General features: G+C 68.6%; 16 protein-coding genes and 2 tRNA genes. 6 read left to right on the forward strand and 12 right to left on the reverse strand.

The window, feature by feature from the left end; genetic code table 11:
• Positions 1-86 precede the first annotated feature (86 nt).
• The 3 genes from EV379_RS14745 to EV379_RS14755 all read left to right on the forward strand — a co-directional run bounded on the left by EV379_RS14745 (position 87) and on the right by EV379_RS14755 (position 1,998).
• Complete coding sequence (locus EV379_RS14745) at positions 87-866, forward strand: SGNH/GDSL hydrolase family protein (RefSeq protein ID WP_130506801.1); 780 nt, start codon at positions 87-89, stop codon at positions 864-866.
• Complete coding sequence (locus tag EV379_RS14750; protein ID WP_242616397.1) at positions 863-1,738, forward strand: carbohydrate kinase family protein; 876 nt, start codon at positions 863-865, stop codon at positions 1,736-1,738. Before EV379_RS14745 ends, EV379_RS14750 begins: the two co-directional genes overlap by 4 nt.
• 68 nt (positions 1,739-1,806) lie before the next feature.
• Positions 1,807-1,998 (forward strand): DUF1918 domain-containing protein, encoded by a 192-nt coding sequence (locus EV379_RS14755; protein ID WP_130506802.1) that lies wholly within the window; start codon positions 1,807-1,809, stop codon positions 1,996-1,998.
• A 58-nt stretch (positions 1,999-2,056) separates the two neighbouring features.
• Here EV379_RS14755 and EV379_RS17265 read toward each other — a convergent pair whose 3' ends face one another.
• Positions 2,057-2,227 carry a hypothetical protein gene (locus EV379_RS17265; RefSeq protein WP_165397384.1) on the reverse strand — a complete coding sequence of 57 codons (171 nt, stop codon included), beginning with the start codon at positions 2,225-2,227 and terminating at the stop codon, positions 2,057-2,059.
• A 176-nt stretch (positions 2,228-2,403) separates the two neighbouring features.
• Between EV379_RS17265 and EV379_RS14760 the strand changes: the two genes are divergently transcribed.
• Positions 2,404-4,110 (forward strand): cation:proton antiporter, encoded by a 1,707-nt coding sequence (locus EV379_RS14760; protein WP_130506803.1) that lies wholly within the window; start codon positions 2,404-2,406, stop codon positions 4,108-4,110.
• A 36-nt stretch (positions 4,111-4,146) separates the two neighbouring features.
• Here the strand turns inward: EV379_RS14760 and EV379_RS14765 are convergent, their stop codons facing one another.
• The 4 genes from EV379_RS14765 to EV379_RS14780 all read right to left on the reverse strand — a co-directional run bounded on the left by EV379_RS14765 (position 4,147) and on the right by EV379_RS14780 (position 9,076).
• Positions 4,147-5,883 (reverse strand): glycoside hydrolase family 36 protein, encoded by a 1,737-nt coding sequence (locus EV379_RS14765; protein ID WP_130506804.1) that lies wholly within the window; start codon positions 5,881-5,883, stop codon positions 4,147-4,149.
• Between the two features lie 10 nt (positions 5,884-5,893).
• Positions 5,894-6,739: a carbohydrate ABC transporter permease gene (locus EV379_RS14770; protein WP_130506805.1), complete on the reverse strand. Its 846-nt coding sequence runs from the start codon at positions 6,737-6,739 to the stop codon at positions 5,894-5,896.
• Positions 6,739-7,671 carry a carbohydrate ABC transporter permease gene (locus EV379_RS14775; RefSeq protein WP_207226268.1) on the reverse strand — a complete coding sequence of 311 codons (933 nt, stop codon included), beginning with the start codon at positions 7,669-7,671 and terminating at the stop codon, positions 6,739-6,741. The genes EV379_RS14770 and EV379_RS14775 overlap by 1 nt, the downstream gene beginning before the upstream one ends.
• 61 nt (positions 7,672-7,732) lie before the next feature.
• Complete coding sequence (locus tag EV379_RS14780) at positions 7,733-9,076, reverse strand: ABC transporter substrate-binding protein (protein WP_130506806.1); 1,344 nt, start codon at positions 9,074-9,076, stop codon at positions 7,733-7,735.
• A gap of 104 nt (positions 9,077-9,180) precedes the next feature.
• Between EV379_RS14780 and EV379_RS14785 the strand changes: the two genes are divergently transcribed.
• Positions 9,181-11,325 carry an alpha-galactosidase gene (locus EV379_RS14785; protein ID WP_130506807.1) on the forward strand — a complete coding sequence of 715 codons (2,145 nt, stop codon included), beginning with the start codon at positions 9,181-9,183 and terminating at the stop codon, positions 11,323-11,325.
• Positions 11,322-12,743, forward strand: a complete 1,422-nt coding sequence (locus tag EV379_RS14790) for a hypothetical protein (protein ID WP_130506808.1) — start codon at positions 11,322-11,324, stop codon at positions 12,741-12,743. The genes EV379_RS14785 and EV379_RS14790 overlap by 4 nt, the downstream gene beginning before the upstream one ends.
• Before the next feature lie 16 nt (positions 12,744-12,759).
• Here the strand turns inward: EV379_RS14790 and EV379_RS14795 are convergent, their stop codons facing one another.
• From EV379_RS14795 to EV379_RS14825, 7 genes are all read right to left on the reverse strand, one after another.
• Positions 12,760-13,830: a LacI family DNA-binding transcriptional regulator gene (locus EV379_RS14795; protein WP_130506809.1), complete on the reverse strand. Its 1,071-nt coding sequence runs from the start codon at positions 13,828-13,830 to the stop codon at positions 12,760-12,762.
• A gap of 400 nt (positions 13,831-14,230) precedes the next feature.
• Positions 14,231-14,304: transfer RNA gene (locus EV379_RS14800), tRNA-Met, on the reverse strand.
• Between the two features lie 27 nt (positions 14,305-14,331).
• Positions 14,332-14,403, reverse strand: a tRNA-Thr gene (locus tag EV379_RS14805).
• A 79-nt stretch (positions 14,404-14,482) separates the two neighbouring features.
• Positions 14,483-16,447, reverse strand: coding sequence for a glycoside hydrolase family 13 protein (locus tag EV379_RS14810; protein WP_130506810.1), 1,965 nt, complete (start codon positions 16,445-16,447; stop codon positions 14,483-14,485).
• Between the two features lie 84 nt (positions 16,448-16,531).
• Positions 16,532-17,476, reverse strand: a complete 945-nt coding sequence (locus EV379_RS14815; protein ID WP_130506811.1) for a sugar ABC transporter permease — start codon at positions 17,474-17,476, stop codon at positions 16,532-16,534.
• Positions 17,476-19,113: an ABC transporter permease subunit gene (locus EV379_RS14820; RefSeq protein WP_130506812.1), complete on the reverse strand. Its 1,638-nt coding sequence runs from the start codon at positions 19,111-19,113 to the stop codon at positions 17,476-17,478. The genes EV379_RS14815 and EV379_RS14820 overlap by 1 nt, the downstream gene beginning before the upstream one ends.
• A 79-nt stretch (positions 19,114-19,192) precedes the next feature.
• A complete protein-coding gene (locus EV379_RS14825) occupies positions 19,193-20,434 on the reverse strand; it encodes a sugar ABC transporter substrate-binding protein (RefSeq protein WP_130506813.1) in 1,242 nt (413 codons plus the stop codon).

Consider the following 20,434-nt stretch of genomic DNA (forward strand, 5'->3'; position numbering starts at 1 on the left):
CCTGTCGTGGTTGCCGCAGGAGTGCTGAGCGATCCCGCGGCGGGCGTAGGCTCGGACGGGCGCATCACACGGGCGAGGGAGAGCGGATGTTCACGAGTTACGCGGCGATCGGCGACAGCTTCACGGAGGGCATGGGCGACGAGCTGCCGGACGGCAGCGTGCGCGGCTGGGCCGACTTCGTCGCGATCGGCCTCTCCCGGGCGGCCGTGGCCGCCGGCGGGGAACCCATCGGCTACGCCAACCTCGCCATCCGCGGCCGCAAGCTCGCGCCGCTGATCGAGGAGCAGCTCGCCCCCGCCATTGCCATGAAGCCGGCGCTGCTCAGCCTGAACGGCGGCGGCAACGACATCATGCGTCCGAAGATCCTGATCGACGATGTCGCCGACAAACTCGTCGCCGCCGCCCAGACGGCGACGGATGCCGGCATCCACGTCTTGTTGCTGAGCGGCGGCAATCCGGCCAAGAACATGCCGCTCGGCAGCCTCATGCAGCGGCGGGGCGACGAGCTCGCCGAGGCCGTGCGGGCGCGCGGGCCCCACGCCGGAGTCACCTTCGTCGACAACTGGGCCGATGAGGAACTCACCGACATCCGTTACTGGTCGGCGGACAAGATCCACCTGAATGCGATCGGCCACGCCAGGGTCGCCGGCAACGTGCTGCGCGGCCTCGGCATCACCGTGCCTGAGCAGTGGGGCATCGACGAGGACGCCGTCGCGCGGGCCAGCCGCCGCAACACGCTCGGTTACTACCGCGAGTACGTCGTGCCGTGGATCGGGCGTCGACTCACCGGTCGGTCATCCGGCGACGGCCGCGCGCCCAAGCGGGCGACGCTGCTGCCCGTCACGATCGAGGACCACGCCGCGTGACACTGCCTGGCCACGTCTTCATCGGCGGGCCGTGTTCCTGGAACCAGATCGTGCAGCTCGACGAGCTGCCGGCCGCCACCCCGCACATGCAGTTCGCCGACACCGACTGGCACACCGTCGGCGGGACCTCGGCTGGCAAGGCGCTGCACCTGTCCGAGCTGGGCGTTCCGCTCACGCTCAGCACGGTGCTCGGCGACGATGCGGCCGGCGACCGTTTGCGCTCCCTGCTCGGCGGCATCGACGGCATCGAGCTGCTGGCGGCCACCGTGCCGGGCCGGAGCGAACGCCACCTCAACCTGATGGACCGAACGGGCGGCCGCGTCTCTCTCTACCTGAGCACGCCGGGAACCCCGAGCCAGGCGGATGCCGCGGCGGCGGCCGCCGCCCTCCGCTCCGCGCGCGTCGCCGTGCTCGACCTGGCGGAGCCCAGCTTGCCGCTGCTCGCAGAGGCCAGGGCAGCCGGTGTGCCGGTGTGGACCGACATCCACGACTACGACGGCCAGGCCGCCTTCCACCGGCCGTTCATCGACGCCGCCAGCGCCGTGTTCATGAACGCAGACAAGATCGGCGACCCGCTGGCCTTCGCCGGCTCGCTGGTCGCCGCCGGAGCGACGCTTGTCGTCTGCACGCTGGGCGCGGACGGCGCGGTGGCTGTCGATGAGAACGGCGTCGAGCACCGCGTCGCCGCGGCGGCCGTGCCGCGCATCGTCGACACGAACGGCGCGGGCGACGCCTTCTTCGCCGGCTTCCTCGCGGCGAGCCTCGGCAGGCCGGACGATGTGCCTGCCGCACTCGCGGCGGGCGCCGAGCAGGCCGCGCGGGCCCTGGGCAGCACACACCTCAGCCCGCTGTTGGACGCGGCACTCGGCTAGACCTGCAGGCAACGACCCCTGTCCCGCCGGCTCGCTCCGGCGTACGCTGAGCGCAGGAGGCGATTCTCATGCAGGCAGCAGCAGGCGAACGTATTCTCATCCGCAGCAAGACGGTCGGCGGATCGGAGCGCCACGGCGAGATCCTCGAGGTGCGCGGCGCAGACGGCCAGCCACCGTATCTCGTGCGGTTCGACGACGGTCACGAGAGTCTCGTGTTCCCGGGTGCCGACAGTGTGATCGAGCACGCGCCAGCCCGGTGAGCCCCCAGGGGTCCGGCCGAACTGGTTGACGCCAGTCGAACCTAGTCGAACTTCGGTGTTAGTCGAACTTCTCGAGCAGGTGGATCGGCAGGCCGATCGAGAGCGCGACGGTCAGGATGCCGCCGGCGAACATCGCCATCTCGGCGCCAGGCGTGCTGAAGGCGTAGCCCATCAGCAGGAGTCCGCCGATGAATCCAAGAATTGCCAGAATCGCAATAAAGCCGTTCATATCGGTGTCCTCCGCTGTTCCTGATGCTCGCGTGCAGCGCACGTGTCCTCCCAGTTTGGCATGAATCCCCGCCGCATCCAGCTGGAGCGGTCGACGACGTTGCACCGCGTGCGGCGAACGGTGCAAGCTGGTGACCGCTCCCGCGACCCGTTCGCTGCGGAAGCGGAGGGAGCCCCATGGAACCGATCGTGCTCGTCGTCATCGCTGTCGCCTTGATCGTCGGCGCCGCGGTGCTCGGCAAGAAGACCGGGATCGCCTCCGTGCTGCTCCTGCTCGTCATCGGCATCGGCATCGGCTACATCCCCGGCGTCCCCCCTGTGGACATCGACCCGGAGTGGATCCTGGCCGGTGTCCTGCCGCTGCTGCTCTACTCCTCCGCCGTGAACGTGCCGTTCACCGACTTTCGGCGCAACCTCCGCGCGATCACGGGCCTCTCGGTGACGCTCGTCATCGTGACGGCGGTGATCAGCGGCCTGGTGCTCCTGCTGCTGCTGCCCGGTCTCGGACTTGCAGCCGCGATCGCCCTCGGCGCCGTCATCAGCCCGACGGATGCCGTCGCCGCCACGTCGATCGCCAAGCGGCTCGGCCTGCCGAACCGACTCGTCGCCGTGCTCGAGGGCGAGAGCCTCGTCAACGACGCGAGCGCGCTGGTGCTGCTGCGGTCGGCGCTCGCCGCCACGGCCGGCACCGTCACCCTCCTTGGCGTTGCGGCCGACTTCGTCTACGCGACCGCGCTCGCCATCGGTATCGGACTCGTGGTGGGCTTCGTCACCGTGTGGATCAGGGCACGGATCAGCGAGCCGGTGGTGACGACAACCATCTCCTTCGCGATCCCATTCATCGCCTTCGTGCCGGCGGAGCACTTCGGGGCCTCCGGCGTGATCGCCGTCGTCACGGCCGGACTCGTCACCGGCCACCGCGGCGCCAGCCGCTTCGCCGCGAACCAGCGCATCAGCGATCACACCAACTGGGCAACGGTGCAGTTCATCCTCGAGCACGCCGTGTTCCTGCTGATGGGCCTCGAGCTGCACGCCTTCGTCGAGGACGTCGCAGGCTCCCCCGGTGGCGTGCCGTTCGCCGTGCTGCTCGGGCTGGTGCTCACCGCGACGGTCGTCGTCGTGCGCTTCCTCTTCGTCATCCCGCAGCTCGCGGTGTTGCGGCGCTGGGAGCGCAGATCCGTCGAGGCCAGCGACAGGCACCTGGACGAGGTGCGCGAGGTCATCGACGCAACCCCGGCGGAGACGCCGAGCCAGGCGCGACGCAAGCGCGGCCTGCAACGCCGGGTCAGCAAGCACGAAGCCGACAGCGACTTCTACCGGGCAGAAGGTCTGCAGTGGCGCGAGAGCCTCGTGATCTCGTGGGCGGGCATGCGCGGCGTTGTGACGCTCGCCGCGGCCCAGTCGCTGCCGGCGGAGACGCCGTTCCGCAGCACGCTGATCCTCGTCGCCTTCGTCGTCGCGGTCGTGACGCTGTTCGGGCTCGGTGGAACACTGCCGATCGTCATCCGCAGAACGAAGATCACCGGGACCGGAGAGGAGGCCCGGATGCAGGAGATCCGCGAGCTGCTTGAAACCGTGAACCGGGCGGCCGTTGCCGTGCTCGACGACCCGGAGAAGACACGGATCGACGGAACCGCCGTCGATCCGGCCATCGTCGCCGGGCTCCGCGCCCGCTACGAGAGGCCGGCGCGGACCGAGATCGCCGAGGACGCCGCGAGCCAGATCGATGCCCGATCGCAGATGCTCATCCTCGACGAGCGGATGCGTGAGACGGCGAGGGCCGAACTGCTCGACGCCCGCGCCCTCGGCAGCTTCAGCTCGGAGGCGATCACCGCCGTGCAGCGTCTGCTCGACATCGAGGAATCACGCTTCGACGCGTTCTGATCCGCCGGGTCGCGGACCAGAACGCGCGAGGGCCGGCTATGCGCCGAGCGTGATGCGGGTGATGCCCCAGGCCGGCACCTCGACGAAGCCGCGCTCGGCGAACTCGACAACGCGGGCAGCGGTCTCACCCTCGGCCAGCGCGGAGCCGACCGGGGGAACGTCGCCGAACACTGTGTACGGCAGTGCGCTGGACGCCGTCGAGTTCAGGATCACGAGCTCGCTGACGCCCTCGAGGTCGAGGTCGAGCAGACGCGGCTGGTAGGCGGCGACGACGAGCGTCGAGCCGAGGCGCGAGGAGACGACGGGGTAGCCCTCATTGGGAAGCCCGACACTGAGCTCGCCGCCGAGCAGCACATCGCGCAGCGCTCGCCACTGCGTCAGCAGCTCAGCGGCCCGCGCACGGTGGGCCTCGGGCAGCACGTCCAACGGCATCGAGATCTGCGGAACGGAGAAGAACACGTTGAGCAGCTGCCTGGACACGGCCTCGACCGGCGCGCTCGGGTCCCACATGATGGGGTCGGAGTGGACCACCTGGGAGATCGCGAGCAACCGCAGGTTCAGCGTCGAGCGACGGTTCTGGTCGGCATCCGCCGGGCAGTCGTTGGCCCGGATGACGTCGGCGAACGGTGCGACGGCCGGCGAGATGTACGGCTGACGGAACTCGATCAGCGAACCGGGGCGCACGCTCTCAAGCGCCTGCGCGATCTCGCTCAGCACCAGCGTCATGGCGTCGCCGACGTCCGGGACGTCACCGGTCGATGGCGTTCCGGCGTAGTTCATGACGTCGTTCAGGAAGTCGATCTTCAGCCCGTCGAGCGCGTAGTCCCGCATCAGGCGGGTGCACACGGCCACCAGGTGCTCGCGCACCTCGCGGTGGCGCGGGTCGAGCACCCAGGTGCGCAGGTGCTCGGAGTAGTGGGTCGCGTAGCGGGCGAGGCCGGAGTAGGCGGCGCTCTGCTCACCGATCAGGAAGGGGGCGATCCACATCACGGCCTGCAGGCCGGCTGCGTTCAGCTCGGCGACCGTGCCACGCAGGTCGGGGAACTTCGCGGTGTCCGGCACCCAGTCACCGCAGCCGGCGTACCACCGGCCGTCGCCGAACTTCTGCCAGCCGTCGTCGAGGAACACCGACTTGCAGCCGATCCCGCTCGCGACGGACGCGTTGCGCATGATGACGTCGTGCGAGATCTGCTGCGAGTACGCGTACCAGCTCGAGTAGACGGGCTCGCGGGCGATCTCGCTGGCCTGGCGGCCGGCGATGCCGTCGTGCAGGAGCACCGAGAGCTCGCGCACGGCCTGCTCGTGGGCGAGCTCGGGGGCGACGACGGCGAGTCGAACCGTGCTGCGCGCGGCGGCGAGGCCGTCGGTGATGGCCAGGCGCACGACGAAGGTCTTCGCCTCCTCCGACGCACCGAACTCGATCTCACCCTCCTGGGTCAGGCAGTCGAAGGAGAAGGCGAAACTGCTCTGGCCGTTCGCGTCGACGAGCACGCCGATCGGTGCGGAACGCACGGCACTGAAGCGTTCGCGACCGGCCCAGTCGGCCGGGAGGGAGTCTCCGGGGTCGAAGCAGGGGTGCCAGTACGCAGCGGCGTTGCCGAGCGGGGCCTCGAGCACGATCTGCCCGCCTGGCACGATGCTCACGGTGACGATGTCGACGAGTCCGAGGCGCTCGACGGCCTCGACGAGACACCCCCCGTCGACGCCGAAGCTGATGCCTCGGGAGAGCTCCGTCCACTGGATGGACTGGAGCTGGTGGTCTTCAAGTAGCACTGGGGGGTCCTTACTGCTTCACGGCGCCGGCCAGAATGCCTGCGACGAAGTGACGTTGGAGAAAGAGGAAGAGGATGAGCACGGGCAGCATCGACAGCATGGTGCCCATCAGCAGTTGCCCGTAGTCGGTGGTTCCGATGCCCTGCAACGAGGCCAGGGCAACGGGCACGGTGTAGGACTCGGGGGTGCGCAGCACCACGAGCGGGTAGACGAAGTCGTTCCACTGCGCGAGGAAGAGGAAGATCGCCAGCGCCGCGATCGCGGGGCGGATCGTCGGGACCACGATGCCCGCGAAAACGCGGAACTCGTTGGCACCGTCGATGCGCGCGGCCTGGATCATCTCGTCGGGGATTGCGTACATCGTCTGCCGCATCAGGAAGATTCCGAATGGCAGTGCGAGGTTCGGCAGTATCAGCGCCTGGTAGCTGTCGAGCCAGCCGAGCGAGACCATGATCTGGAACAACGGAACGAGCGTCACCTGTGACGGCAGCGCCAGGGTCACCAGCACCGCGCCGAACAGGAAGCCCTGGCCACGGAACCGGAACTTCGCGAAGGCGTAGCCGGCCGCGGTGCAGACGACGAGCCCGAGCACCGTGTAGGTGGCAGAGACGAGCACGGAGTTGACCATGGCCCGCCCGAACAGCGTGTCCCGGAACAGCCCGACGAAGTTGTCGACGAACGCCGTTCCAGGCAGGAAGTGCGGCGGCGTGGAGAAGATCTCCTTCGCGTCGTAGGTGGTCGCGATCAGCAGCCAGTAGAACGGCAGCACCATCAGAACGGCGCCGGCGGCGATGGCCGTGGTCAGCACGAGCGAGCGCCCGCGGCTCTTGGCCGCGACGATATTGGTGTCCGTCATCAGGACTTCTCCTTGAACAGACGCAGTTGGATCAGCGAGATGACGCCGATGATGATGGTCAGCGCGTAGCCGATTGCCGAGGCGTAGCCGAAGTCGAAGTACTTGAAACCGTTCTGGTACAGGTACATGCCGACCGTGAGCGTCGCATTGTCCGGCCCGCCGTTGGTGAGCACGTATGGCTCGTCGAAGAGCTGCAGGGTGCCGATCGTCGAGAGGATGACGGTGAGCACGATCGCCGGGCGGAGTCCTGGCAGTGTCACGTGCCAGAAGCGCTGGAATGCGCTGGCGCCGTCGACGTGCGCGGCCTCGTAGAGCTCGCCGCCGATGGACTGCATCTGGGCGAGGTAGATGATGGCGTTCTGACCGGTGTAGTGCCAGGTCATCGCGATGACGATGGAGACCTTCGCCCACATCGGGTCGCCGAGCCACGGGATCGGCCCGATGCCGATGAAGCCGATCAGGTAGTTGACGAAGCCCTCGTTCGTGTTGAGCAGCGCCCGGAACAGAATTCCGTAGGCGACAAGGCCCATCACGATCGGCACGAAGTAGGAGGTGCGCCAGAATGCGCGCCACTTCAGGATCGCCGAGTTGAAGGCGACGGCCAGCAGGATCGCGAGCACGAGCATGATCGGCACCTGCACGAGCAGGATGATCCCGGTGTTGCCGAGCGCGGTGAAGAACAGCGGGTCCTGCAGGAGGCGCGTGTAGTTCGCGAGCCCTGCGAATTGCACGTCGCCGCCGACGTTCTTCGTCAGGCTCAGCCAGAACGCCGAGATGTACGGATAGAGCTTGAAGCCGACGAACAGCAGGATCATCGGCAACAGGAACAGGTAGGGGGTGATCCGCGGGTACCCGGCCGATGAGCGTCGGCGTTTGGGCGCCTGCGCCTTCTCGGCGCGCGTCGGCACCGGGGTCTTGAGAGCAGTTGTCATCGTCATTGCCTTGTACACGGGTGCGCCGGCCATCGGCCGGCGCACCCTGGTTCGACTGCTGCTACTCGGCCAGTGTCCGGCCGGTGGCCTGTGCAACCTGCTCGGCCGCCGCGTCCAGCTCCGTCTGCGGGTCAGCTCCCTGGAGCAGAACCCGGGTCTGGGCGTCGACATAGGCCTTCAGCGCACGGGCGTAGTCGCTCGTGTAGTTCACAACCGGGGTGTCCTGGTTGAGCTCGTCGATGAAGATCTGGTTCACCTCGGTGCCGCCGAAGTACTCGTTCGGGGCGACGAATCCGGGCGACTCGAGCATCGGAGCGAAGCCGGGGAACATTCCGCCGCCGTCGTAAACGAGCTGCTGGCCCTCGAGCGTTCCGAGGGCGAAGTTGATGAACGCCCATGCGGTTGCCTGGTTCGGGCTGGAGCTCGGCACGGAGAGGTAGGTTCCACCGTTGACGGCACCGGTCAGACCACCGGAGGTGACGGCCTTGGGCGGGCTGACGCCCCACTTGCCTGCCATGTCTGGCGCTTCGCTCTCGATCACGCCGCTCAACCAACCGCCGGAGGAGGACGTTGCGACGTCGCGCTCGCCACGGAGTGTGATGAGCAGGTTGTCCCAGGTGCCTGGCACGTCCTCGACGAGGCCGAGGTCGTTCGCCTTCTTGATGATCTCGAGCGCGCGGACGCCCTCCTCACCGTTCATGGTGATCTCACCATCGGCGTTGAAGTAGAAGGCTCCCTGCAGGTTGATCAGGAGCTCGAACAGTCCGGCCGAGTCTCCGACCGTGCCGGCCTTGTCCATGCTGAACAGCGATGCGCCGGTCTTCTCCTTGAGCACGACACCGGCGTCGAGGAGGTCGTCCCAGGTCTCGATTCCCGCGTATTCCAGGCCGGCCGCCTCGAAGAGGTCCTTGCGGAAGAAGAAGCCGGCTGCGTTGACCTCGTACGGGATGCCGTAGACCTGGCCGTCTGCACCGGAACCGCTCTTCCAGGCACCGGCGGGGAACTCCGCGGCGAGCTCGTCCGCGCCGAAGTCGCGAAGGTCGACGAGCTGGTCGGGGAACTTCTCTGCATAGTTGCCCATGTAGTCGATACCGATGTTGAGCACGTCGGCGAGACCGCTGCCTCCTGCGGCCATGCCGGTGGTGATCTTCTCCCAGATGGCGGGGTTGCCGACATCCTGCACGTCGATCTCGACGTCCGGGTGGAGCTCCTGGAAGGCGGGGATCGCTGCGCGGAGACCCTCGCCGGGAGCATTCCACGTCCAGACGGTGATCTTGCCCGAGATTTCTCCATCGGTCTGGGGCTCATCGGCCTGAGCCGAGCAGCCGACCAGAGTGGCAACTGTCGCTGCGGCGACGGTTGCAATCGCGACGCGGCGCCATGGCTTTGTCTTCGAGAACATCATTGTTCAGGTCCTTTCTTGGTGATCGCGGGGGGCGCGATGTACCGAGAGTAACATGGTACAAGTATATATGCAGCCTTTTTCTGCAAAATTGCAAGGGAGCAACCATGAGGTCGTCCGCAACGCATCTGACAGCCGCCGGAGTGAGTGTCGTCGTCACGGCGGAGCCGGGAGCCTTGCCCGTGATCGCATACTGGGGAGCGGCACTCGGGCCGGTGGATGACGCGGCCCTGGAGCGGATCGCCACAGACAGCCGCCCGGTCCGGGCGGTGAGCGAGCCCGATGTGCCGCTGTCGATCGGCGTGCTGCCGGAGGCCAAGCAGGGCTGGATGGGCTTTCCAGGCATCGCGGGGCACCGCGCCGGCCGCGGCTCCTTCGCCGATGTGCAGCACGTCGTCTCCGAGCACACGCCGGCCGAGACGCCGGATGCCGCAGAACGCGTCACCGCACGCGGCGTCGACGTCTCCGGGCGGCTCTCCGTGGCGCTCGAGATCGAACTCCTGCCGAGCGGGGTCCTGCGCACCCGGGCCGCCGTGCGCAACGACGGGGAGGACGACTACTCGCTCGCCGGCCTCGATCTCGCGCTCCCCATCCCCGGCCGCGCCACCGAGCTGCTCGACTTCTCCGGCAGGCACAACGGCGAGCGCCGTCCGCAGCGCAGCACCCTCGTTGACGGAACGCACCTCCGTGAGAATCGCCGTGGACGGACCGGGCCGGATGCCGCGACGCTGCTCGTCGCGGGGACGCCCGGCTTCGACTTCGGCCGCGGCGAGGTGTGGGCGATCCACAACGCCTGGTCGGGCAATCAGCGCGTGTGGGCTGAGCGCACGAACGGCGGGCGCGGCTTCCTCGGCGCCGGCGAGCTGCTGCACGCGGGCGAGATCACCCTGCGGCCCGGCCAGGAGTACTCGAGCCCGTGGATCTACGCGAGCCACGGCGATGGGCTCGATGCGGCATCCGCGCGCATTCACTCCACGCTCCGTGCACGACCGTCGCACCCGCCCATCGGTCGCCCCGTCACCCTCAACACCTGGGAGGCCGTCTACTTCGACCACTCCCTGCCGCCACTGCTCGAACTCGCCGATCTCGCCGAGCGGGTCGGCGTCGAGCGCTTCGTGCTCGACGACGGCTGGTTCCTCGGCCGCCGCCATGACCGGGCAGGACTCGGGGACTGGCTCGTCGACGAGAGCGTCTGGCCGGACGGCCTCGCCCCGCTCGTCGACCACGTGCGCGGCCTCGGGATGCAGTTCGGCATCTGGTTCGAGCCAGAGATGGTCAACCCGGATTCGGAGCTCGCCCGCGCCCACCCCGACTGGATCCTCTCGCCGGTGCACCGCGACGCCCCGCTGGCCAGGCAGCAGCTGGTGCTGAACACGGCGCACCCGGACGCCTACGCCTCGCTGCGGGACCGAATCGTCGGTCTCGTCACCGAACACCGCATCGACTACATCAAGTGGGACCACAACCGCGATCTGCTCGAGCCGGTCGATCGCAGCACCGGCGTCGCGGGCGTGCACGCCCAGACGCTGGCCAGCTACCGGCTCATCGACGAGATCCGCGCTGCGTGCCCGTGGCTGGAGATCGAGTCGTGCTCAGCCGGCGGCGGGCGCATCGACCTCGGCATCGTCGAACGCGTCGACCGCTTCTGGACCTCCGACTCGAATGATCCACTCGAGCGTCAGCGGATCCAGCGCTGGACGAGCCTGCTGATGCCGCCGGAGCTGCTCGGATCGCACGTCGGCGCGGCCCGCGCACACGTAACGGGGCGGCACAGCTCGCTCACCTTCCGCGCGGTCACGGCGCTCGTCGGCAGTTTCGGCGTCGAATGGGATCTCCGCGAGGCCTCGGCTGCTGAGCTGGCGGAGCTCACCGCGTGGATCGGCCAGGTGAAGCGGCTCGCCCCCCTGATCGAACGTGGAACGCTGCACCGTCTGGAGACCGAGCACGCCCACGTCGCTCAGAGCATCGTCTCCGACGATGCCGGCCACGCCATCGTCACCCTCGCCGCCATCGACTCCCCTCCGCACATCCCGGGCCCGGCTCTGCGGCTGGCGGGCCTCGACCCGGAGCGGCTCTACCGCGTGGCTCGCGTGCGCGTGGAGGGCGCTGACGACCCGACGTCCACCCGTGCACAGCCGGCATGGTGGAACGAGGAGATCGGCTGCCCAGGATCGGTGCTCATGTGGATCGGCCTGCCGATGCCGGCCCTCCGCCCGCAGGAGGCAGCACTCATCGAGGTGATCGGGCAGTGAGTGGCATCCGGATCGAGTCCGACAACCAGGAGATCGAGCAGATCTTCACCTGGGCGAAGCGCACGGCGGCCGTCTCCCTGATCGCCGACGGCGAGAGCGGGCCGCTGGACGTCTCGGAGGCGAATCCCGGCCCGTTCCGGCACGCGCCGTACCGGGCAAGTTACCGCGCCGGCTATGCCCACCGCAGCGGCTACTATCTGCGCGACTTCGCCCACCAGGCCGTCGGTGCTCAGCTGCTCGGCTGGCAGCGGCACAATGCGGCCATGTTGAGCGCCCTGCTGGCCACGGCGACGCCGGAGCACGGCGGCTGGCCGGTGTGGGCGCTCAACTTCGACGGCGAGACTCCGCTCGCCATCGACTATCGCGGGCCGCACGAGTTCGTGCGCGAGCTGCCGGCGATCTTCGAGCTGGTCGAACTCGTGCACACGCTGTACCGCTGGACGGGTGACGCCGAGCTGCTGGGGCACCGCGCCTTCTGGCGCAACACCCTCGGCGCCTTCGTCGAGGCCCATGACACGCACCGCCCCAACGGGGTCGCCGAGGGCAGCGGGCTGGGCATCTTCGACGGCGCGGCGAGCTACAACGAGCATCCGACGGCGCGTTTCCGCGAGGCCGGGGATGCCTTCGGCGCCCAGTACGCCGCCACCCTCCATGCCGCGGCGCTGGAGCGCGCCGGCGGCGCCACCGAGGAGGCCGAGCGCTACGAGCGCACGGCGCGGGGGCTCGCCGCCTACTTCCTGCACACGTGGAGTCGAGGCGAGGCCGGGGCCATCGTGAACGGCTGGACCGTCGACGGCGACCCCGTCACCACGTGGGGGCGGGAGACGACGTGGTTCATGCCGCTCAAGGGCCTCTTCGCCGACGACCAGCGCGCGGAGGCGCTGCTGCGCGAAATCGACCACCTCTGCGCCGACCCCGTCGGGGCTCCGGCGATCATCGAGGCGCTCACGTACGTGCCCGACCTCTACCTGCGTCACGGCGATGCAGACACGGCGTGGCGGTGGATGCGCCACATCTACGCCATCCGGGACGACGCCCACGAGGTGCCGCAGCAGGGCCTGAACGGCAGCTACCCCGAGGTGCCGTTCACGCTCGTCGCCCAGATCATCGGGCTGCTCGGGCTGCAGCCGAACGCGGCCGGGCACACGGTCACGACCCGCGTGGCGCTCCCGACCGGCATGTCCAGGCTCGCGGCCTTCGACGTGCCGTTCGGCGACGGCACGATCGACGTCGGCACGATCGACACCGGAACGACCACGGGTGGCCTGTGGCTGCGGAACGGCACCTCCGAGCCGATCCGCTGGCAGCTCGCCGCGGCCGAGCCCGGCTTCCAGGACCCGCACCTCGACCGCGCGACCGCGCCAGCGGCATCCGTCACCGTCGCGCCGGGCGAGCGGATGACGCTGCCCGCCGGCTAGCGGCCGGGCACTCCGCTCAGGCGGGGCGCACCGGCGCGGTGGACTGCCTGGCGTGGAAGGTGGGCTCCATCAGCATCTCGTCCGTGCGCACCGGGCGGTTCTGGATCATGGTGACGAGGGTGCGGGCACAGGCCTGGGCGAGGTGCTCGACGGGCTGGGCGACGCTCGACAGCGGCGGGTCGGTGAACTCCAGGATCGAGGAGTTGTTGTAGCCGATGACGGAGACGTCCTCCGGAACGCGGAGCCCGCGCCGGGTGATCGCACGGATCGCGCCGAGCGCCATGTCATCGCTCGATGCGACGATCGCGGTCACGTCGAGGTCGAGCAGCGCGTCGGCCGCGTAGCGACCGCCGTCCACGCTGTAGTGGTAGCGGACGACGAGGTCTTCCGCCCCCTCGATGCCGCGGGCGTCCATGGAGTTCAGGAATCCCTCGACCCTGCGGTCGGCCGGGGTGTTGCCGAGCGGCCCCGCGCACATGCCGATCCGGCGGTGGCCGAGTTCGTAGAGGTGGTCGACGGCGAGCTCGGCCGCGCGCCAGTCGTCGGTGGAGATCACGGGGGCATCGCCCTCGGCGAAGCCGCCGTTGACGCAGAGGTAGGGCACGCCACGGGATTCCAGCAACTCGCGCGCGGAATCGTCGGCGTTCTGCAGCGTGTTGCTGGAGGAGAGGAAGATGGCGGCGGCGATGCCGGTGTCCACGAAGGCTTCGACGTAGTCGCGCTCGTAGACCGAGCCGGGCAGCACAGGCCCGATGACGGCGCGCAGCCCGTGCGGGCTGAGATCGGCCTCGATGGCGTTGCACATCTCGCCGAAGAACGGCGTCGCAAGACCGGGCACGAGGACCAGCACGATCTCGCCCTTGCGCGGGCGCTCGTAGCCGATCTGGCGCAGGGCTTCCTCGACCTGCTCGCGCGTGTTCGGTGAGACCCCGTACTTGCGGTTGAGCACCCGGCTGACCGTCGCCTCGCTGACCCCGGCGAGCGTCGCCACCTCGGAGAGCTTGACCGAACCGGCAGGCGAGCGCGTCTTCTTCCCCGGGCGCGGGGTTCGCCCGTCAGGAAGCTTCGAGACACTCGCGTCGGTCATACCGATCATTCTGGTCGAAAAATCCGGCGGTGGCCGCCGACACTCGACTCGCGCCCGCACTGGGGGCATGCCCCGGCATCCGCGACGCCCGACCACGGCCGGAACTCGGCTTCGGGCGCGACGCGCAGCGTCGCGAAAGGCGGCAGCCCACACCAAGGAAACCTCGCGACGGAATGCGATGCTGGCGTGGTTTCGACAGGCTCAACCAACGGCTCCGCGCGCCGCACGCGCTTTCGCACGCTGGCTCGAGCGAGCGGCGCCGCGACGAAGGAGCAGCGACGCCCGCGAAGCCCTGAGCGGCTCGGCCGACACAGCAGCCCCGGCATCCGCGGTGCGCCGGGCACAAATGAAAAAGCTCCAAGACGGCGAGATCTTGGAGCTTCATAGGGCCTAGACCCTGTAGCTGAGGCGGGGATCGATCCCGCGACCTCACGATTATGAGTCGTGCGCTCTAACCATCTGAGCTACTCAGCCGTGGGCTCTATGTGAACACAAAGCCAGGGCCCCGACCGGGATTTGAACCCGGGACCCCTTCCTTACCATGGAAGTGCTCTACCACTGAGCTATCGGGGCGAAACCATGTTCTCCGTGAAGCTCACGGTGAATTTGGCAACCAGTAGAGAATATCAAAAGATTTGGGCGCCCGTGACCATCACGGGCTCTCGACGCCCGAATGCGCCCACGCCGCGAACCGCGGGCCGGTCGCGCTGAGCGTGATTCCGTCGTCGGATGCCGCGAGCTGAACGCCGCCGAAACCGTCAACTTCCGCGCCAAATAAGGGCAGTGGGGCATCCGCGCCGGTGAACGCGGTGGCGAGCGCCGCCGCCGGAATCGTCACGGTGAAGTCGCCACGCCCGGCCGCAACAAGCACAGAATTTTCCGCGGACTCGCGCACGAAGACCAGCACGTCGTCGCCGACGTGCAGCCAGCGGATGCCGCCGCCGTTCAGGGCCGGCTGGCTGCGTCGCACGGCGATCAGCGCGGCGTAGAGCGCGGTGGTGTCGCGAGCGAGGTCTCGATACGCCCGGTCCTCGCCACTCGACCAGCGGGAGGGGTCCTCGTCAAGGCGCTGCCACGGGATCGGCGTGCGCGAGGCCTCGCCGTCCTCACCGACGAGACCGAACTCGTCGCCGGCGAAGACCACGGGGATACCGGGCAGCGTCGCCGCGAGCCCGAACGCCACCGGGACCGTCCCGGGCAGCGCACTGGTGAGGAAGCGGGGCGTGTCGTGCGTGTCAAGTGCGTTGAGCGTGCCGAGGCGGGTGCGCCACGGGAATCCGGCGACGAAGCGGTTGTGCGCCTCGAAGAACTGCACCCCGGTGTGCGCGGGAACCTGAGCGGCGGCGAAACCGATGCCGCCGGCCGCCCGGCTTCCCGGCTGCATGAGCCAGCTCCACAGGGGCCGCGTGAACGGCGCGTAGGTCATGGCCCCGTGCCAGGCGTCGCCCTGGAAGTCGCTCGCGGCGTCATTGGTCGACTCCCCCAACAGGATCGTGTCGGGGTTCACCTCCGCCATGGTGCGCCGGATCGTCTGGCGCACCTCGGCGTTCAGGTCTTCCGCACCGAGCCTGCCCGTCATGTTGGCCACGTCGATGCGCCAGCCGTCGAGGTTGAACGGCGGCTTCAGCCAGCGGGCGACGACCGAGTCCTGCCCTTCGATGAAGCGCCGGCGCAGCTCGCGGGACGCCCAGTTGAACTTGGGCAGGCTGGGCACACCGAGCCAGGACTCGTAGCCGTCGTTGTCGGCATCCCGCCAGTAGTAGAAGTCACTCTCCGGCGCCTCCGGGTGGTGGCGCGCGGCCCTGAACCACTCGTGCGCATCGCCGGAGTGGTTGCTGGTGAGGTCGCCGATCACGCGGATGCCGCGGGTGTGCGCCGCCTCGACCAGGCGCACAAGGGCATCGTCGCCGCCCAGCAGCGGGTCGACCGCGTCGAAGCTCAGCGCGTCGTAGCGGTGGTTGGAGCGGCCAGCGAAGACGGGCGTGAGGTAGAGCAGGTTCACGCCGAGCGCGTCGAGGTGGTCGAGGTGCTCGCGCACGCCGTCGAGGTCTCCCCCGAAGAACTGGGCGCTGCGGCCGGGTGGGTTCGGGTCGAGCGGAGCACCCCAGGCCGCTGGAATCGCCCACTCCGGCAGCGAGCGGTCGTCGGCCGCGGCGGAGCGCGCGAAGCGGTCGGGGAACACCTGGTAGAGCACGCTGGAGGCGAGCCACGCCGGAGGCCGCATCTCCGGCGCGCTGGCGACGAGCTTGAAGTCCTCGCTGTCGCGGGTCTCGGTGTCGTGCAGCCCCTCGGCGTTCAGCCAGAGCTGGCGCGGGCCTGAGCCCCCTGCGGCCTGCCCCTGCAGTAGGAAGCGGTAGCCGTGCACCGGGTTCTCGACCTCGACCCCGGCCTCCCACCATTCCCAGCCGTCCCGCTCGCCGAGCAGCACGGCCGGCGCGAACCGCGGCTCGTGGTTGGGGTTCGAACGCACGCTCACCGCGTCGAGCGCAGCCAGGCCGAGCGCCGCGAGCCCCCGATCGCCTGCTGGCACTCGCAGCCGCACGCTCACCTCCTCGCCGAGCGCGGGCGTCTGCGTCGAGACGTGCAGCGGGGAACCGTCGTGGTGGGGTGCGAGCATCTGCCTATTCTCCGCTTCTGCGGTGACGGGCGACCCCGCCACCGCGCCGATCCTGCTCAGGTGGCCTGGGTTGCGTGGCCCGCGTTACTTGACCGATCCGGCCGTCAGCCCGCCCACGATGTACTTCTGCAGGAACAGGAACAGCGCCATCACCGGCAGCGCCGCCATCACGGCGCCGGCGCTGAACGCGCTCCAGTCGGCGTAGCGCGGGTTGGAGACGAGCTTGGTGAGTCCGACGGCGAGCGTCTGCTGCTCCGGGTCGATCAAGATCACGGATGCCACCACGTACTCGTTGACGGTGCCGATGAAGCTCAGCAGCGCCACGACAGCGAGGATCGGGGCGACCAGGCGGAGGATGATCGTGAAGAAGATGCGGGCGTGCCCTGCCCCGTCGATCTTGGCCGCCTCGTCGATCGATGCCGGCACCGTGTTGAAGAAGCCGTACATCAGATAGGTGTTCACGCCGAGCGCGCCACCCAGGTAGACCATGATGAGGCCGAGGTGGGTGTTGAGGCCGAGCGCGGGGAACCAGTCGCCGATGCGTGACATCAGCAGGAAGATGGCCACGACGGCCAGCAGCTGCGGGAACATCTGGATGATCACGATCGAGATCAGCCCGAAGCGGCGGCCGGTGAAGCGCATGCGCGAGAAGGAGTACGCGGCGAGCGCGCCGAGGAACACGGTGGCGATGGCGGTGATGCCTGCCACGATCAGGGTGTTGGCGAACCAGTTCGTGTACGGGATGTCCGGGCTCGTGAGGATGCGCACGTAGCTGTCGAGGCCGACGGCCGAGAACAGGGCGTTCGAGCCGGTCAGTGTGCCCTGCGGGTTGAGCGAGCTCGAGAGCACGAACAGCAGCGGGAAGCATGAGAAGACGATCATGACGATGCCGACGACGTGGCGCCAGCCTGTCGCGCGGAACCAGCGGCCGAGCTTGAACGGGCGGCGCTCGAAGACGCGGGCGTCTCCGGTCGTCACCGCGCGGGTGGACGTGTCATCGAGCCGGCCGGATGTTGTGGTGGCGTTCATTAGTTGAGGTCCTCCAGCGCCTTGGTCCTGCGGAAGCTGATGATCGCGATGATCGCGACGATGGCGAAGATGATGATCGAGAAGGCGCTGGCCAGACCGTAGTCACGCGTCTCCCCGGTGAACGCCACCTTGTAGACCATCGAGATGAGGATGTCGGTGTAGCCGACGGGGATCGGTGCGCTCGCGTCGCGCGGCCCGCCGTTGGTCAACATGTAGATCAGGTTGAAGTTGTTGAAGTTGAACGCGAAGGAGGCGATCAACAGCGGCGCGACCGAGACGAGCAGCAGCGGCAGCTTGATCAGCCGGAACACCGCCCATGGCCTCGCCCCGTCGACGGTGGCCGCCTCTTGCAGCTCCTCCGGGATCGACTGCAGCGCCCCCGTGCAGACGAGGAACATGTAGGGGAATCCGAGCCAGAGGTTGACGATCAGGATCGACACCTTCGCCAGCGTCGGATCCGTCAGCCAGGGCACATCGGCCCCGCCGAGCAGCACCTGGTTGATGAAGCCGAAGCTCTCGTTCATCATGCCGGCCCAGACGAGCGCGGAGAGGAAGGAGGGGAAGGCGTACGGCAGGATCATCAGCACGCGGTAGAACTTGCGGCCGCGCATGCGCATGTCGTTGAAGACGATGGCGAGGAAGAGCCCGAGGAAGAAGGTGGTCGCGACCGAGACGATGGCGAAGACGAAGGTCCAGATCGTCACGTAGACGAGCGGTCCGCGGATGCTCTCGTCGGTGAGCGCGCGCACGAAGTTGTCGGCTCCGACGACGATCTGCCAGCCGGGGAGCAGCTGCTCGCCGTCATCCGCCGTGAATGCACCCGTGCCGTTGTCGGTGTAGACGGTGCCGGTCGTGGTGTCGGTCATGGTGCCGGCGGCCTCGTCGTACTCGAGGGTCGAGACGTAGAGGTAGCCGCTGCTGCCGTCCGGCGTGCGCAGTGCGCCGTCGTTGGGGTCTTCGGATGCCGGCACGGAGAGAGCGGTGATCGCGTCGCTCTCGGCGAGGATCTCCTGGAAGCTGAGGGTCTCGTAGCCGTCGAGCGCGACGGCCTTGTCGCCATCGAACTCGGCGTTGTCGACGGGGCTCAGCGGCGTCTCGGCGTTGCCGACGCTCACCTCGCCGTCGGGATCGGTGACGAGCAGGTTGAGCGTTCCCGCTCGCTCGAGCACCGTCACGGCGTAGGTCGGCGAGTCCTCGACGCGCTCGAGAGCGGAGCTCATCAGCGCGGAGACGGCCTGGTCCTTGGTGCCGTTGTGGCCGGTCCCGTAGTTGGTGAAGCCGATGTAGGCGGTGTATCCGAGCACGAAGACCTGGAAGATCAGCAGGAAGATCACGCCGGGAGTGAGGTACTTGGCCGGCAGCTTGCGCTTGCCGAGGTAGACCCAGTTGATGAGTCCCGTCGCGACGACGACGATGCCGATCACGAGCCACTCACGCTGGCCGAGCAGGATGAAGATCGCCGTCAGGGCGAGGGCGTCGAGCAGGCCGAGCGCAACGATCTTGACGAGGATCACGCGGATGCCGCCGGATGCCGCGTCGGCGATGTTCGACGCCCTGCGCTGCTTCGGGGTCAGCTTCGGTGGCTCCTCCAGCACGGCCTCGCGGCCGGTGGAGACGTTCTCGGTCGTGCTACTCATTCGTTGCCTGCTCTTCTCGCGCTCACGTCAGAAATTCCGGGGCGGATGCCAGCGGCATCCGCCCCGGAATCTCGGGGTGTTACTTGTTGATTGCGGCCTGGACGTCGGCGGCGAGCTTCTGCCACGTCGCGACGGGGTCGGCACCGTTGATGATGGCGGCCTCGGCGATGCCCCAGTACTGCCACACGGCACCCATGGCCGGGATGGCCGGCATCGGAACGGCCTGGTCACCGACGGCGGCGAAGCCGGCGATGATCGGGTCGGAGGATGCGGCCTCGGCGGCTGCGGTCAGTGCTGGCAGCACGTTGCCGGCCTTGAACAGCTCGAGCTGCACGTCTTCGGTTCCGATGTAGTTGACGAGGAAGTCGTTGGCGGCAACCTTGTTCTTCGACTCGGACGAGAGGTAGAAGCCCTTGACACCGGCGAACGGCGAGGCGATCTCGGCGGTCGGGCTCGGCACGGGGTCGATGGCGACGTTGATGCCGGCGTCGACGGCGGCGCCGACGTTCCACGGGCCGGTCAGCCAGAAGGCCGCGGTTCCGTCGAGGAAGGACTGCTTGGCGATGTCACCGTCGATGTCGGTGTTGAAGACGCCGGTGCCGTTCTTGCCCTGGCTGCCGAGCCAGGTGGCGAACTGCTCGCCGCCCGCGTTACCGATCTGCAGGTCTGCGGGGTCGTAGCCCTGGTCGTTGGTGCCGAAGACGGGGGCGCCGAACGCGGTCTGGAACGGGTACAGGTGGTAGGGGTTGCCCTCTGCGCCCTGCTCGACGACGAACGGCTGGGCGAGGCCGGCGGCCTTGCCCTTGGCGATCATGTCGTCGAAGTTGGCTGCCGGCTCCGGGATGATGTCGGCGTTGCGCAGAACGGCGATGTTCTCAACGGCGTAGGGCAGCAGGTACACCGAGCCCTCGTAGGTGGCTGCGTCGATCGCGACGGGCAGGTAGTCTGCGGCGCTGTCGCCGAGCTCCAGCGGTGCGACGACGCCGTTGGCGGACAGCTCGCCGGCCCAGTCGTGCGCGCCCATGACGATGTCGGGGCCCTTGCCGGTCGGAACCTGCTGGATGAAGTCGTTCTTGGTGGTGCTGTTGTCCTTGGAGACGAGCTTGACCTCGACGCCGGTCTTCTCGGTGTACGCGGCGGCGGCACCCTTCAGCGCGTCGACGCGCTCGGCGTCGACCCACACGGTCAGCGTCCCGGCGGAGGCGCTGGGCTTGTCGCTTGAGCCCGCGCTCGTGTCGCCGCTCGCGCAGCCTGCCAGGGAGAGCGTTGCAACGGCCGCGACTGCGAGGGCAGCCAGCAAGCCCTTCTTCTTCACCATCAT

It is taken from the genome of Microterricola gilva, from assembly GCF_004217495.1.
Lineage (GTDB): Bacteria > Actinomycetota > Actinomycetes > Actinomycetales > Microbacteriaceae > Microterricola > Microterricola gilva.

What these genes read in the sequence shown, in the direction of transcription:
- EV379_RS14745 (WP_130506801.1), top strand. Translation starts at nt 87, where the DNA reads ATGTTCACGAGTTACGCGGCGATCGGCGACAGCTTCACGGAGGGCATG.
- EV379_RS14755 (WP_130506802.1), top strand. Translation starts at nt 1,807, where the DNA reads ATGCAGGCAGCAGCAGGCGAACGTATTCTCATCCGCAGCAAGACGGTC.
- EV379_RS17265 (WP_165397384.1), bottom strand. Translation starts at nt 2,227, where the DNA reads ATGAACGGCTTTATTGCGATTCTGGCAATTCTTGGATTCATCGGCGGA.
- EV379_RS14760 (WP_130506803.1), top strand. Translation starts at nt 2,404, where the DNA reads ATGGAACCGATCGTGCTCGTCGTCATCGCTGTCGCCTTGATCGTCGGC.
- EV379_RS14770 (WP_130506805.1), bottom strand. Translation starts at nt 6,739, where the DNA reads ATGACGGACACCAATATCGTCGCGGCCAAGAGCCGCGGGCGCTCGCTC.
- EV379_RS14775 (WP_207226268.1), bottom strand. Translation starts at nt 7,671, where the DNA reads ATGACAACTGCTCTCAAGACCCCGGTGCCGACGCGCGCCGAGAAGGCG.
- EV379_RS14780 (WP_130506806.1), bottom strand. Translation starts at nt 9,076, where the DNA reads ATGATGTTCTCGAAGACAAAGCCATGGCGCCGCGTCGCGATTGCAACC.
- EV379_RS14785 (WP_130506807.1), top strand. Translation starts at nt 9,181, where the DNA reads ATGAGGTCGTCCGCAACGCATCTGACAGCCGCCGGAGTGAGTGTCGTC.
- EV379_RS14795 (WP_130506809.1), bottom strand. Translation starts at nt 13,830, where the DNA reads ATGACCGACGCGAGTGTCTCGAAGCTTCCTGACGGGCGAACCCCGCGC.
- EV379_RS14810 (WP_130506810.1), bottom strand. Translation starts at nt 16,447, where the DNA reads ATGCTCGCACCCCACCACGACGGTTCCCCGCTGCACGTCTCGACGCAG.
- EV379_RS14815 (WP_130506811.1), bottom strand. Translation starts at nt 17,476, where the DNA reads ATGAACGCCACCACAACATCCGGCCGGCTCGATGACACGTCCACCCGC.
- EV379_RS14820 (WP_130506812.1), bottom strand. Translation starts at nt 19,113, where the DNA reads ATGAGTAGCACGACCGAGAACGTCTCCACCGGCCGCGAGGCCGTGCTG.
- EV379_RS14825 (WP_130506813.1), bottom strand. Translation starts at nt 20,434, where the DNA reads ATGATGGTGAAGAAGAAGGGCTTGCTGGCTGCCCTCGCAGTCGCGGCC.